The 14,216-nt window shown below is 59.5% G+C and carries 12 protein-coding genes; all 12 read left to right on the top strand.

Annotated features, from left to right (window positions below):
* Positions 1-9 precede the first annotated feature (9 nt).
* The 12 genes from FEZ21_RS00600 to FEZ21_RS00545 all read left to right on the top strand — a co-directional run bounded on the left by FEZ21_RS00600 (position 10) and on the right by FEZ21_RS00545 (position 14,196).
* Complete coding sequence (locus FEZ21_RS00600) at positions 10-1,146, top strand: phosphoribosyltransferase domain-containing protein (protein WP_010657268.1); 1,137 nt, start codon at positions 10-12, stop codon at positions 1,144-1,146.
* Positions 1,136-1,894, top strand: a complete 759-nt coding sequence (locus FEZ21_RS00595) for a hypothetical protein (protein WP_003439414.1) — start codon at positions 1,136-1,138, stop codon at positions 1,892-1,894. The genes FEZ21_RS00600 and FEZ21_RS00595 overlap by 11 nt, the downstream gene beginning before the upstream one ends.
* Positions 1,887-2,981, top strand: coding sequence for a cysteine protease StiP domain-containing protein (locus tag FEZ21_RS00590; protein WP_003439415.1), 1,095 nt, complete (start codon positions 1,887-1,889; stop codon positions 2,979-2,981). The genes FEZ21_RS00595 and FEZ21_RS00590 overlap by 8 nt, the downstream gene beginning before the upstream one ends.
* Positions 2,981-3,940, top strand: coding sequence for an HpcH/HpaI aldolase/citrate lyase family protein (locus FEZ21_RS00585; RefSeq protein ID WP_003439417.1), 960 nt, complete (start codon positions 2,981-2,983; stop codon positions 3,938-3,940). The genes FEZ21_RS00590 and FEZ21_RS00585 overlap by 1 nt, the downstream gene beginning before the upstream one ends.
* A complete protein-coding gene (locus FEZ21_RS00580; protein WP_003439418.1) occupies positions 3,937-4,611 on the top strand; it encodes an HAD-IB family hydrolase in 675 nt (224 codons plus the stop codon). The genes FEZ21_RS00585 and FEZ21_RS00580 overlap by 4 nt, the downstream gene beginning before the upstream one ends.
* Before the next feature lie 73 nt (positions 4,612-4,684).
* Positions 4,685-5,275, top strand: a complete 591-nt coding sequence (locus FEZ21_RS00575) for a TerD family protein (RefSeq protein ID WP_003439420.1) — start codon at positions 4,685-4,687, stop codon at positions 5,273-5,275.
* The gene (locus FEZ21_RS00570; RefSeq protein WP_127196842.1) at positions 5,272-6,480 is read left to right on the top strand and encodes a TerD family protein; all 1,209 of its coding nucleotides are present in this window, start codon (positions 5,272-5,274) and stop codon (positions 6,478-6,480) included. Before FEZ21_RS00575 ends, FEZ21_RS00570 begins: the two co-directional genes overlap by 4 nt.
* A gap of 66 nt (positions 6,481-6,546) precedes the next feature.
* Positions 6,547-6,996 carry a tellurite resistance TerB family protein gene (locus FEZ21_RS00565; RefSeq protein WP_003439424.1) on the top strand — a complete coding sequence of 150 codons (450 nt, stop codon included), beginning with the start codon at positions 6,547-6,549 and terminating at the stop codon, positions 6,994-6,996.
* A 7-nt stretch (positions 6,997-7,003) separates the two neighbouring features.
* Complete coding sequence (locus tag FEZ21_RS00560; protein ID WP_003439426.1) at positions 7,004-8,047, top strand: TerC/Alx family metal homeostasis membrane protein; 1,044 nt, start codon at positions 7,004-7,006, stop codon at positions 8,045-8,047.
* Between the two features lie 26 nt (positions 8,048-8,073).
* The gene (locus FEZ21_RS00555) at positions 8,074-8,649 is read left to right on the top strand and encodes a TerD family protein (RefSeq protein ID WP_003439428.1); all 576 of its coding nucleotides are present in this window, start codon (positions 8,074-8,076) and stop codon (positions 8,647-8,649) included.
* Positions 8,650-8,686: 37 nt separating this feature from the next.
* Positions 8,687-9,265 carry a TerD family protein gene (locus FEZ21_RS00550; protein ID WP_003439429.1) on the top strand — a complete coding sequence of 193 codons (579 nt, stop codon included), beginning with the start codon at positions 8,687-8,689 and terminating at the stop codon, positions 9,263-9,265.
* A gap of 242 nt (positions 9,266-9,507) precedes the next feature.
* The gene (locus tag FEZ21_RS00545; protein WP_160626228.1) at positions 9,508-14,196 is read left to right on the top strand and encodes an AAA domain-containing protein; all 4,689 of its coding nucleotides are present in this window, start codon (positions 9,508-9,510) and stop codon (positions 14,194-14,196) included.
* Positions 14,197-14,216: the final 20 nt, after the last annotated feature.

Below are 14,216 nucleotides of genomic sequence, written 5' to 3'. Positions count from 1 at the left end.
AAAACATTGATGAACAGCGGTAACCCCATGACCGGATCCAAGGCTTTGCACGCAAACCTTAAGCGCGGTCGACTGGATGTTGAGGTCAATGCATCGACCTTTGATCCCCAGGCACTTTTCAGTTTTGCCGAGCGCCGCAATCCCAAGCGCGCTTTTTTGTTTGTTTCCCGTGTACTCGGCCGGCATATCCCGGCTCGTCCGTCGCTGATGGCCGCAAGTTTTAACGCGCTGGCGGCGAAAATCCCTGCCGACCTGCCTGGCCCGGTGCTGGTGATCGGCATGGCAGAAACCGCCGTGGGCCTGGGTGCAGGTGTGCATCGCGCCCTGAGCCGGACCCGTGATGACAGCCTGTACCTGTGCAGCAGTCGCCACCCCACCGGCGGCGAACTGTTCACCCGTTTTGAAGAAGAACACAGCCACGCCAGCTCGCATTTGCTGCACCTGCCGCAAGATGCCAGGACCCGGGAGATGATGCTGACTGCCCGTTCGCTGGTTCTGGTGGACGACGAAGCCTCGACCGGCAATACCTTCATCAACCTGAGCAAGGCGCTTGCCGAAGCCGGGCTGGATTCCATTCAACGGATAGTCACGGCAACCCTGACCGACTGGTCCGGGGACGCGGTGCGCAAGGCCATGGGCGATCACGTCAGCAGCGTGTCGTTGCTCGACGGTCGCTACACCTTCACCGAAGACCCCGCCGCAGAACTGCCCGACATGCCTGAAGTCGGCAGTGTGGCCCGGGGCGACTGGCCCCTGGACCCGAATCGCGACTGGGCCCGTATGGGGGTGCGTGAACACCTCGATACCCTGGCGCCCGGCTTGCAGGTTTTGCCAGGGGAGCGGGTGTTGGTCATTGGTACCAGCGAGTATGTATGGCGCCCGTTCCTGCTGGCCGAGCGCCTTGAGCGAGCCGGTGCCGATGTGCACTTCAGCTCCACCAGCCGTTCGCCGATTGCGCTGGGGCATGCCATCGATCATGCACTGTCGTTCTGCGACAACTACGGTCTGGGTATTCCCAACTTCTTGTACAACGTCGCTCCCGGCCAGTTCGACCGGGTGCTGATCTGTACTGAAACTCCGGCAGCGGCGGTGGATCCGGCGCTGGTCAGCGCATTGAATGCACAGGTGATCGTTGATGAGCGTTAATCGTCCACTGGTGTTCGTTGATCTGGACGACACCCTGTTTCAGACCGCCCGCAAAATGGGGGATGAGCCACGCTTCCCGGCGACCCTGGATGTGGACGGTCAGCCCAACGGCTTTATGAGCGCGACGCAGAAAAGCTTCGTCGAATGGCTGCTGGCCACCGCCGATGTGGTCCCGGTGACCGCCCGCAGCATCGAGGCCTATCAACGGGTGCAACTGCCTTTTGTGCATGGCGCGGTGTGCGCCCATGGCGGGGTGATCCTCAATCCTGACGGTTCGCTGGACCCGGTCTGGCATGCGCACATGGGTACTGAGCTGGCGCTGGAGCAAACCCGCCTGCATCAGTTGAGTGAGCAAACCCTGGCCATTGGCGCCGAGCTGGGTTTCTCCCTGCGTGGCTGGGTGGTTGAGGAGCAAGGCCTGGCCAATTACGTGGTCACCAAGCACAACAACGAAACTGACGATGCACTGCTCACCGTGCTGGCCGTGGTCAAGGCGCGCGGTTTGCTGGACGGGTTGTACGTGCACGGCAACGGCAACAACCTGGCGTTCCTGCCGGTGGCCCTGCAAAAGCGCGCCGCAGTGCGCGAATGGGTACGTCGCGATCAGGCGATCAACGGTAAACGACCGTTGCTGGGCTTTGGCGACAGTGTCTCGGACATGGGCTTCATGACCGAGTGCGATTGGTGGGGGACGCCCAAGCGTGGTCAGCTGGCCAGTCATGTGCTGGCGAGCGTCAGCCATGAGTAATGCTTTCGAAGGCCTGCAAACCGTCGGCAGTGGCAGTTATGCCACCGATGATGTGCATTTTTTGCTGCGCACCATGCAGATTGAAGTCACCGATGTGCAGGAAAAAGAGCGCCTGATCCAGACCCGTCAGCGTCACTACTCGGAGATGATCAGCCAGGAGCATCCGCCGTCCGACACCCATAAAAGCCTGTACCGCCTGGCGCTGGCGCAGAACGGCGCGCGCATGGCCGCAGATGTACAGGCGCTGGCCCGGGCCCTGGACCAGCGTTACAACGGCCCGACCATTGCGCTGGTGTCGTTCGTGCGTGCCGGGTTGCCGCTGGGTGTGTTGTTGCGTCGTGCGCTGGTCGAATCGGGCCGTGACGCCCGGCATTACGGGATCAGCATTATTCGTGATCGTGGAATCGACAACGTCGCACTCGAAGCTATCATCAAGACCCACGGCGCCGAGAACATCGTGTTTGTGGATGGCTGGACCGGCAAAGGTGCAATCAGCGGGCAGATCCGCGACAGCCTGGCCGGCGATTCGCGTTTCCCGGCCGACCCGCGCCTGGTGGTGCTGGCCGACCCCTGCGGAAGGGCCTGGCTGGCGGCTTCGGCAGAAGACTGGCTGATTCCTTCGGGCATCCTGGGGGCGACAGTGTCGGGCCTTGTTTCCCGTTCGATCTGGCCGCAAGACCCCGGCCTGCATGGTTGCGTGGTGTATTCGCATCTGGCCGGGCACGACGTGACACAAGACTTTATCCGCAGTATCGAAGCCGAGCGTGCGCAATTGGCGCCCCAGGCAGCCGCCCAACCCTGGACTGCGGAGCAGGCGCAAATATTGCAACGCTCAGCCGTGGCTGCGGTCGAACGTATCTCGACACGGTTTGCAGTGAGCAACCCGAACCGCGTCAAACCGGGCATCGCCGAGGCCACGCGCGCAGTCATGCGCCGGGTGCCGGACCACGTGCTGGTGCGCAACCGCGACGATCAGGATGTTCAATTGCTGCTGCACCTTACCCGGCAGGCGAATATCGAGGTCGAAGAAGTCGGTGAAGAGTTGGGGCCGTATCGCGCCGTGACTGTAATCAGGAGTGTTCGCTGATGATCAAGCATTCCGCCTTTGCCTTGGGCGCCACTCTTTATATGCCGGCCACCCGTCCCGACATTATGGACGTGGTCATGGGCGAGAAAATCCAGGGCCTGCGTTCGCTGGTGGTGTGCCTTGAAGACGCAGTGGCCGAGACGGACGTGCAGCAGGGGCTCAGCAACCTGAAAAATCTGTTGCTGGGCATCGAGGCGCGCGGCGGTCGACCGTCCGGCGGGCCGATCCTGTTTGTTCGGCCCCGGGATGCGGCAATGGCAGCGGTGCTTAATGAGTGGTCGTTGATGCGTCACGTCGACGGTTTTGTGGTGCCCAAACTGCGTCTTGGCAATATCCGCGAGTGGCAGCAGGCGGTGACCCGCAACGAATTGATGCTGATGCCGACCCTGGAAACTCCCGAGGTGTATGACCCGGGGGCCATGGTTGAATTGCGCAGTGCGATGCTCGAGCAACTGCCGGGGCGGATTATCGCCTTGCGCATCGGCGGCAACGATTTGATGGGTTGCCTGGGCTTGCGTCGCAGCCCGGCGATGACCCTGTACAGCACGCCCATGAGCTATGTTATTCCGATGCTGTGCGGCGTGATGGGCTCTGCCGGTTTCGCCCTTACGGCCCCGGTGTTTGAACAGCTCAATAGCCCGCAGTTGCTGGAGCAGGAACTGGCGCTGGACATGGCCCACGGGCTGGTGGGTAAAACCGCTATCCATCCGTCGCAAATTGCAGTTATCCACAGGGCGTTGCAAGTCAGCCTTGAAGATCTCAATAGCGCACGCCACATACTGAGTGAGGCGGCGCCTGCGGTGTTCAAGTTCAACGACGCCATGTGCGAGCCTGCGACCCATTACAAATGGGCGCAAACAATTATTGAGCGAGCGCACTGGCAGGGGGTTCGCCCTGAAACCGGCGGCTCGTCGGACACTTTTGGAGGCAGCCTGCGATTGGCTGAATTAGTGGGTTGAACGACGTTTTGAATACACCAGTTAAAGGCAAGCAGGTTCTGTCAGCATTTGATTTCGATGGCACGCTGACCTATCACGATACCTTTGTGCCGTTTTTGCGCTTTGCTTTTGGCAACCGGCTGTTCGCCATGCGCTTGATGCGGATGATTCCATCAACAGTTTGTTACCTGCTGGGTCAGATATCGCGTAATGATTTGAAGGAAAAGCTGATCACGGTCTATCTGACAGGTGCCAAAGAAGCCTGGGTCAAGGAACGTGCAGAAGCATTTTGTGACGTTTCGTGGCAGCGCCTAATGCGCCCTTTGGGCTTAACATCTGTCGCCAACCAGCTGGAGCAGGGCGCCACGGTCACCATTTGCTCGGCGTCCCCCGAACTGGTGCTCACGCCTTTCGCCAAAAAGCTTGGTATCGGCCTGATCGGTACCCGGCTGGCATCAGTCGACGGCGTACTGACGGGAGAGATCGACGGTACCAACTGTCGCTGTGAACAAAAAGTCATCCGGTTAGAGGCCAAGTATGGGCCTCTGGACCGCTACACATTGCGCGCCTGGGGTGACACCCGGGGTGATGAACAAATGCTCGGAGCCGCCGAGGAGCCACATTGGCGCGAATTTCACGCGCTGTGGCGCCGCAAGCGGCCACTTGATGTGTGCTTGCGCGAAGAGTTGTAAGCAAGGCGTAAGCAAAGCACGTCAATAATCAGCACCAACCTATCGTGCTTCAGTGCAGACAAGGAGACGCTTCATGGCCATTTCGCTATCCAAGAACCAAACCATTTCTCTCGAGAAAGAAGCCGGAACCGGTCTTAAGAAAATTCGCATGGGCCTGGGATGGGACCCGGTCAAGCCGAGCGGTTTTTTTGCCAAATTGCTCAACAGTGATACCGCCATCGATCTGGACGCTTCATGCATCCTGCTCGACAGTGCCGGCCAACCCCAGGATCTGGTGTGGTTCCGCCAGCTCAAATCCACTGACGGCTCCATCGTTCACTCCGGCGACAACCGTACGGGTGAAGGCGATGGAGACGATGAGTCGATACAGGTCAATCTTGAGCAACTGCCCGCCAGCGTGAAACACCTGGTGTTTACCGTTAACTCGTTTACCGGGCAAAACTTTGAAGCGGTAGAGAATGCCTACTGCCGTATCGTCGATGAACTGAGCGGTAAGGAACTGGCGCGCTTCAACCTGTCCGACAAGGGCCGCCACACCGGTGTAGTAATGGCCTACCTGAGCCGTACTGCGGCGGGTTGGGACCTGACCGCAGTGGGTACCGTTGCCAATGGCCGTACGGCACAGGACCTGAGCAGCGAGGCCGCCAAGGCGGTGCGCCCATGAGTACTCTGACTCCCGGCGCCAACACTGCGGTGACCACCGGCACCCTCAGTGTCACCATCAGCTACAGCCCTGTGCCGGGGGCTGATCTGGACGTGTCGGCCTTCCTGCTCAATGAGTCGGGCAAGGTTCGCGGTGACAACGACATGTGTTTCTTCGGCCAGCAAAGCGTCAACAATGGCGCGGTAAAGCTGGCGGAATCTGCGCCCGGTCGCAGCGTGTTCAGCCTCAATCTGGACGCCATAGACGCGGCTATCGATAAAGTCGCACTGACCGCGACCATTTATGAGAACAAGGCCAGATTCGACGCGTTCCCGCAGCTCAATGTGTCTGTGAGCGGCGGTATTGAAGCGCCGATTCCGACCGTGGGCATGCAGGAAACCGCATTGATCCTCGGCGAGTTTTACCGCCGCCAGGGCGCGTGGAAGTTCCGTTGCGTGGCCCAGGGTTTTGCCGGTGGTCTGGCGCCTTTGGCCCAGCACTTCGGGGTTGATATTGCGGCACCTGCACCTGCACCGACCCCGGCAGCACCGCCAGCAGCGCCTGCGCCAGTTGTTGCTCCGGCGGCTGCACCAGCCCCGGCATCGAAGGTCAACCTGTCGAAAATCACCCTCGACAAGCAGCGTCCCTCGATCAGCCTGGACAAAAAGGACGGTGATTTTGGCGAGATCAAAATCAACCTCAACTGGAACCGCGCCACGCCGAGCGGCGGCGGTGGTTTCTTTGCCTCGCTGCGCGGCAAGTCGGGCGGTATCGACCTTGATGTCGGCTGCCTGTACGAAATGGAAAACGGCCGCAAGGGTGCCGTTCAGGCCCTGGGCAACGCGTTTGGCGATTTCCGTGACGAGCCGTTCATTCAATTGATGGGTGACGACCGCACCGGCTCCGTGAGCGACGGCGAGTGGCTGCGCATCAACGGCAAGGAGTGGCGCAAGATGCGTCGCGTACTGGTGTACGCATTCATCTACGAAGGCGCCCCGAACTGGCAGGCCACCGATGGCGTGATTACCTTGTATATTCCGGGCGAGCCCCCAATTGAAGTGCGTCTGAGTGAAGAGGGCGGCACCAAAGGCATGTGCGCCATTGCCTTGCTCGAAAACGTCGGTGGCAGCGTCAAGGTCAACCGCAGGGTCGAGTTCTTCAAAGGGCACTCGGACATGGACAAAGCATTTGGCTGGGGCATGCGCTGGGCTGCCGGCTCCAAATGAGCGTTATGTAATTGGCCGCCAGCCGAGGCTGGCGGCATTCACTCAATTTCTGACAAGGTGACCCCAATGCTTGAATGGCTGAAAACCAACGCAACCGCCGCCCGTGACAAGCTTTCGGCGGAAGTCAGCAAATTTAAAAACCGTGAGTTCATGGAAGCCGTGGTTTCCGGATGCGCACTGGTGGCGGCAGCTGATGGCAACATCAGCAGCGACGAAAAGCAGAAGATGGTCGGGTTCATCCAGAACTCAAACGAATTGAAGGCCTTTGACGTTAAAGACGTGATCAAGTCCTTCAACGAGGTCTGCGACAAGTTTGAATTCGATCAGCAGATCGGTCGCGCAGAAGCCCTGAAGTCGATCGGTCAGTTACGAAAAAAAGAAGATGCTGCCCGTCTGCTGGTGCGTGTTTGCTGCGCAATCGGTAGCGCCGACGGCAACTTCGATGAAAGTGAGCGGGCTGCTTGCCGCACTATCTGCAATGAGCTGGGGTTGAACCCTGGCGATTTTGATCTCTGAGGACATCATGGAAAACACGGCAATTGGCTTTCCGCCAACTACCATCGCTGTATTTGTGGCGCTAGCGGTCATTGCTCTGGCAGTCGACCTGTTTACCCACAAAAGCGATAAACCGGTCACGCTGACCAACGCCGCCGTCTGGTCGGTGTTCTGGGTGCTGATCTCGCTCGCGTTCGCGGGTTACCTGTACTACGCCCACGGTCCGAGCGTGGCCAGTCTGTTCGTTACCGGTTATGCGCTGGAAAAAGTGCTCAGCGTCGACAACCTGTTCGTGTTCATGGCCATCTTTGCCTGGTTCAAGGTGCCTGACGCGCTGCGTCACCGCGTTCTGTACTGGGGCATCATCGGTGCCATCGTCTTCCGCCTGATCTTTGTGGCAATCGGTACCGGCCTGCTGGCGTTCGGTCCCTGGGTCGAAGTGCTGTTCGCGGTGGTTGTGGCCTGGACCGCAATCATGATGCTGCGCAGCAAGGAAGAGGATGAGGAGGAGGATTACTCCAAGCACATGGCCTACCGCTTTGCGCAAAAACTGTTCCCGGTCTGGCCGAAGCTGCACGGACATAATTTCTTTGTTTCGCGCAAAGAGCTTGAAAAAGAGATCACGAAGCCGCAGAACAAGGGAATGACCTTGGCTGCCAAAGGCACCTTGTTCGCGACACCGCTGTTTCTGTGTGTGGTAGTGGTCGAGGTTTCGGACATTTTGTTCGCCTTCGACTCCGTACCTGCAGTGATCGCAGTGAGCCGTGAACCGTTGATCGTGTACTCGGCCATGATGTTCGCCATTCTTGGCCTGCGGACCATGTACTTTGTCCTCGAAGCGCTGAAGCGCTACCTGGTTCACCTGGAGAAATCGGTTATCGCGCTGTTGTTCTTTATCGCCGGCAAGCTGGCCTTGAACGCAACCGATCACCTGTTTGGCCATGGTTATGAAATTGATCCAAACACCAGCCTGATCGTGGTGTTGGTGGTACTGGCCATCGGTGTTGTGGCCAGCATCATGTTTCCCGGTAAAGAAGAGCAGTCCGACGTTAAAAACGACACGAACGCTTGATCGCACATTACTAAGGAGAATTACACATGGCACTTTCCCTTTCCAAAGGCGGCAACCTGTCCCTGTCCAAAGAAGCTCCGGGGATGACTAAAGTCCTCGTGGGCCTGGGCTGGGACGCTCGTTCCACCGATGGTCAAGACTTCGACCTGGATGCGAGCGCTTTCTTGCTCAAGGCTGACGGCAAAGTACGCGCTGACTCCGATTTCATTTTTTACAACCAGCTCAAAAGCACCGACGGCTCGGTTGAGCACACCGGCGATAACCGTACCGGTGAAGGCGACGGCGACGACGAGGCGATCAAGATCGACCTGTCCAAAGTCCCTGCCGAGATCGACAAGATCGCGATCACTGTGACCATCCACGAAGCTGACGCCCGCAAGCAGAACTTCGGTCAGGTGCGCAATGCCTTCATCCGTCTGGTCAACCAGGACAACAACAACGAAGTTGTTCGCTATGACCTCGCGGAAGATGCCAGCACCGAAACCGCAATGATCTTTGCCGAGCTGTATCGCAATGGCGCCGAATGGAAATTCCGCGCTGTAGGCCAGGGCTTCAACGGTGGCCTCAAGCCATTGGCTGAAAGCTTCGGTCTGAAGTTTTAATCGACCCATCCATCTTTCTATATAAGGGTTCACGAACATGGCAGTAAGTCTGAGCAAGGGCGGCAACGTCTCCCTGACCAAAGAAGCACCTGGCCTGACAGAAGTAATTGTTGGCCTGGGTTGGGATCCACGTGTCACCGACGGCACCGAGTTCGACCTGGACGCCTCGGTATTTATTGTTGGCGAGAGCGGCAAAGTGCTGAACGACGGCAGCTTTGTGTTCTACAACAATAAAACCTCACCGGACGGCAACGTCGTGCACCAGGGCGACAACCGTTCGGGCGCTGGCGAAGGCGACGATGAGCAAATCAACGTCAACCTGGCTGGTCTGGCACAAGAAGCCAAGAAACTGGCTTTCGCCGTGACCATCCACGACGCTGATGGCCGCAAGCAGAACTTCGGCCAGGTGTCGAACGCTTACATCCGCGTACTGAACAAAGCGGATAACAAAGAGCTGGCACGTTTTGACCTGAGCGAAGACGCATCCACCGAGACCGCCATGGTCTTCGGCGAGCTGTATCGCAATGGCGAAGAGTGGAAGTTCAAGGCAATCGGCCAGGGCTTTGCAGGCGGTCTGGCACCGTTGGCATCGAACTTTGGGGTTAACCTGGGCTAAGCCCGGCGTTACACAAAAGGCCCTCCCCGGTAACGGGGAGGGCCTTTTTTATGCCTGCCTGATCCTGCAGGAGCGAGCGGGTTAACAAAGCTCGCTCCTGCCGGTTTTTACAAAATGATGTATCTGAATACAACCTGAACCTCTGTATCGTGTTGGCACTTGTAAGTTTTTCACCTTTTTCGGCGCCTTCAGGTTTTTTCAGTCACTACCGCGCCCTCTTATCGAAGTGGTTCAGCCCCGACATGGATACAGTACGTGCACGTCTCGCCAGTCTGATTGAGTTCGTCAAACAGACCGCGCTCATGCAAAAGCGCCCCGCATTAACCGTCAGCCAGCACAACACATTCAGTGCCAGCGAAGAAAAACTGCGCTCAGTACCGGGTGTCAGCCTGGATGTTCACGTGGGCGATGAAGATGAAATCTGGCTTCGGCTCGAGCGTTTGCACGAGACCCGGCCACCTGTGCCGCTCAGCCCGTTGCTGGGGCTGTGGATCGAGCTCAAGGGCACGCCGCAAATCGAGCCCGGGCTCAAGCAGCGGGTAGCACGCGAGGCGTTGCGCGCCAGTGGCGTCCTGAATGAACCGGCATCGCTCACCGCCCCCCCCGGCAGTGAAGAGTCCGCCGAGGATGAATGGGTCAATCTGGAAGACTGCCTGGATGCCGGTGAAATCAAGGCTCAGCTCAAGTCCTACAGCCAGACTGCCTGGCGACTGTGGGCGCAAGAGGAAAAGCAGCGGCGCAAAAGTATCGAGCTCTACGCCGAGCTGTTTTTGCTGGTGCAACAGATGCAGGGCAACCTGGGAGACGCACAGCTGGAACTGGTGTGGGGTATGGGCGTTTCGACGTGGGAGCATCCCGAGATCGGCGTCATCCACTATCCGCTGATCAGTCAACTGGTCGAGATCGATATCAACCCGGACAGCATGGCCCTCGAAGTGCGCCCGCGGGTCGCCGAGCCGCGTCTGGAAGTGGACGCCTATGTGGCCGCGGATATCGCCGGTGTCGGTGCCCTGGACAAGCTGGCCAAGGATTTCTTCAAGAAGGATCAGGCGGGAATCAGCCCGTTCAATCCTTCCAGCTACGACCCGGTGATCCGTTCGGCATCGTCATTGCTCGATGCCCAGGGGCAGTTCCTGCCGGTGACGATTGCCGCCGGGGACCGCTCTGTGCCCAAGGCTGCCGAGCACTTGTGCGTCACTGATACCTGGACCCTGTTTGCCCGCGCCCGCGACAGCAATATGTTTATTGAGGACCTGGGCCGCTTTGACGCCGGGATCGAGGACCTGGAGCATTTGCCGCCGGCATTGCAGGCGATTTTGACCGAGCCTTCAAACGTGCTTGAGGATGTGGTTCTGCCGCCGTTTCGCGGCTTGTCCTATGTCAGCGGCACCCAGGGTGCGGACGCTGGCGCGTCAAAAGTGCACGAGCTGTACTTCCCCAAGCCTTACAACGACGAGCAAGTGCAAATCATCCAGTTGCTGGAGGTGCACGACGGGGTTGTGGTGCAAGGGCCGCCCGGCACCGGCAAGACCCACACCATCGCCAACGTCATCAGTCATTACCTGGCCAATGGCAAGCGGGTACTGGTGACGTCCATGAAGGATCCGGCGCTGGCGGTGTTGCAGGAGAAACTCCCCGAAGACATTCGCCCGCTGGCGATCAGCTTGCTGAGCAGCGAAGCGGACGGCATGAAGCAGTTCGAGTTCGCGATCCAGAAGATTTCGGCTGAGGTGCAACGAATTGACCGCGCGCTGTACAAGCGCGAAATCGGCCAGATTGATGATGAAATCAACACGCTCCACGGTCAGATATCCGCCGTTGATCGTGAGATCACCCAGTGGGCCGAGTGTAATCTTTCAGAGCTGGAAATCGACGGTGAACGGCTGAGCCCCACCCACGCCGCGTTACAGGTGGCCGCTGCCCAGGACCAAATAAACAGCTTTGCTGACCGGCTCGGCATTGGCGCAGAACATCGTGCGCTGTTCACCCTGCAAGACATCATCGCCGTGCGCGAGGCGCGGCTTGAGCTCAAGGACGGGCTGTCTTATCTGGGGCACAAGGTGCCGCAACTGGCCGATTTCCCGGATGCGCAGACATTGATTCAGGTCCATCAGGATCTGGCGCAGGAAAGCCAGCTGCAACACAAGGAAAGCATCGGCGAAGTGCCGCGACTGCTGGACAGCAGTGGGCCGACCCTGGAGCAGGCGCAGGCCTTGCTCGAACACATCTGCCACTTGCAGGCCTTGCGCATCACTATCACGGCTGCGCAACAGGGCTGGGTGCCAACCATGCAGGCCTGGTTGATGCGCAACGCCAACAATGATGTGCTGGCGCTTTTCGACAACCTGAAGGTCGAAATCGAGGACACCCTCGCGGGGCGCAAAGCATTTGTGGCACGGCCGGTGAGCCTGCCGTTCGAGCTGCACACGCAGCCCGAGGTACTGGCCGCCATCGATAAGCTGGCCCAGGGGCGCCGTCCGTTCGGGTTGTCCGGCCTGATCGGCAAGGGCAGCCAAAGGCAGTTGCTGGACACCATTGTGGTGCTCGGCAGCAAGCCGCAAAGCGATCAGGACTGGGCCCATGTGCAAGGGTTCGTGCACTTTCAGCAGCACAGTCGCACCTTGCTGCTGCGCTGGAATGCGCTGGCCGCCGAAATGCCGCTTCCGCTGTTCGAGGCCGATGCCGAGCAACTGCCGGCGGCTGCCCGGGCGATTGAGCAGTTTGACGATATTGTGCGCGCCGAACGTTGGGAGACCCGTGCTCAGACCGAACTGCGCCAGCTGCTCCCGGAGTGGCCACAGGTGAACAACCTGCGCACTGACGAGGCGGTACTGGGCCAGGGTGAAAGCATTTTGCGTCATCACCTGATGCGCCAGCGGCTGGCAGCCACCTGGGTAATCAAGGAAACCTTTAACAAGGCACTGGCCGGTTGTGGCGGTGCCGTGAGCGAACGCTTGCAAGGGTTCCTGGACCTGAGCCTTGGCCAGCCGGACGTACAGGTGGCTGAGATACAGGTGCAGTGGTCGGAATTGATGGATCAGTTGCGCGGCGTCCTGGCGCTCACGGACGCCCTCGATACGGTGCAGCAGGTGACCACGGTTATTGCCCAAAGCGGTGGCCTGATCTGGGCGGCCCGGTTACGAGAAGAGCCGTGCACCGGGCCGGTGGATGCCTTGCTCCCGGACAACTGCCTGGAGATATGGCGCCTGAGCCGGCTGGCCAGTTACCTGGACAGCATCGACGGGCGCGAAGATCTCAAGCGGCTGTTTAAATTGCGCGCAGAGCTGGAGCTGAGCCTGTCGCGCCTGTATCAGGATGCGGTGGTCAAGCGGACCTGGCTGCGACTGTCAGAAAACGCTACCCCGAGTGTCCGGGCCGCGCTGGAGCTGTACCGCACGGCAATTCGCAAAATTGGCAAGGGCACCGGCGTCCGGGCCGGACGTTATCGACAGGATGCGCGACTGGCTGCCGATGTGGCCATTTCGGCGATTCCTTGCTGGATCATGCCGCACTACCGGATCTGCGAGAGCCTGCCAGCGCAGTACGGCGCGTTCGACCTGGTGATTATCGACGAAGCTTCGCAATCCGACCTGAGCGCGCTACCGGCCTTGTTGCGGGCCAGGAAAGTGCTGGTGGTGGGCGACGACAAGCAGGTTTCCCCTGACGGTATCGGCATGGAAGAGGAGCGGGTGCAGAACATGATGACGCGCTTTCTGGGCAATCAAGTCGGGCTCTACCGACCGTTGATGTCACCCGAGCGCTCATTGTACGACCTGTTCAAAGTGGTGTTTGCCAAGAGCGGCACCATGTTGCGCGAGCACTTTCGCTGCGTGGCGCCGATCATCGAGTACTCCAAGCGCGAGTTCTATAACCACGAACTCAAACCTCTGCGCCTGCCGCTGATGACCGAGCGTCTGGACCCGCCGCTCATTGATCTGCTGGTCATGGACGGGGTGAAAAAGGGCAAGTTGAACCTCGGTGAAGCCAATGTGATTGTCGAGGAGATCCGCCGTTTGATCGCACTGCCGCAGATCGCCGGGCGCAGCATCGGCGTGGTCTCGCTACTGGGGGCCGAGCAAGCGCAAACCATCATGCAAATCCTGACCCGGGAACTGGGCGAAGAAGTCATCACCCGGTTCCAGATCAGCTGTGGCGATGCACGTACTTTCCAGGGCAAGGAGCGCGACGTGATGTTCCTTTCGCTGGTCGCTTCCCCCGGCGACTGCTTTGCCAACAGCCGCGACTCGATTGCCCAGCGCTTCAACGTGGCGGCGTCCCGGGCGCGGGACCGCATGTACCTGGTGCGCAGTGTCGAGCTCACCGACCTCAGCGCGGTCGATACTTTGCGCCGTGGTCTGATTGAGCACTTCGAAACCCCCTTTACTCAGGATGCCGAACAGGTCAGCGATTTGCGCGAGTTGTGCGAGTCCGGTTTTGAACGTGACATGTACGATGAACTGACCCGGCGCGGCTACCGGGTGATTCCGCAGGTCGGCGTGGGCGCTTACCGCATAGACATGGTGGTCGAAGGCGACAACGACAGTCGCCTGGCAATCGAGTGTGACGGCGACCGCTTCCACGGCCCCGACCGCTGGGACAGCGACATGCGCCGCCAGCGCATTCTGGAACGTGCCGGGTGGCGTTTCTGGCGCTGTTTTGCATCGGCCTTCACCCTCAATCGGCAGCTGATTATTGACGACCTGCTAAGCACCTTGAAGGCCATGAATATCGAACCGTGCAGTGGTGAAGGTGCGGCCCCGAGCATTCATGTCGAGCGGCGTCAGGTGTATGGATTCAAGCGCGCCGGCGGGGAGGGTGCAGTGCGCCCTTACGACCATCGTCCGGCCAAAGATCCGTTCCTGTTCTGGGTGCCGGATGGCCCGGCAACCAGTGATCCCCAACCGGACTTGTCTGCCCCGCAGATGGCCTGAGCGAAGCGGTGCGCGCCCGG

Source organism: Pseudomonas sp. 9.1(2019) (assembly GCF_009910445.1).
Lineage (GTDB): Bacteria > Pseudomonadota > Gammaproteobacteria > Pseudomonadales > Pseudomonadaceae > Aquipseudomonas > Aquipseudomonas paraversuta.
This window is presented reverse-complemented; position numbering and strand designations above follow the sequence as displayed.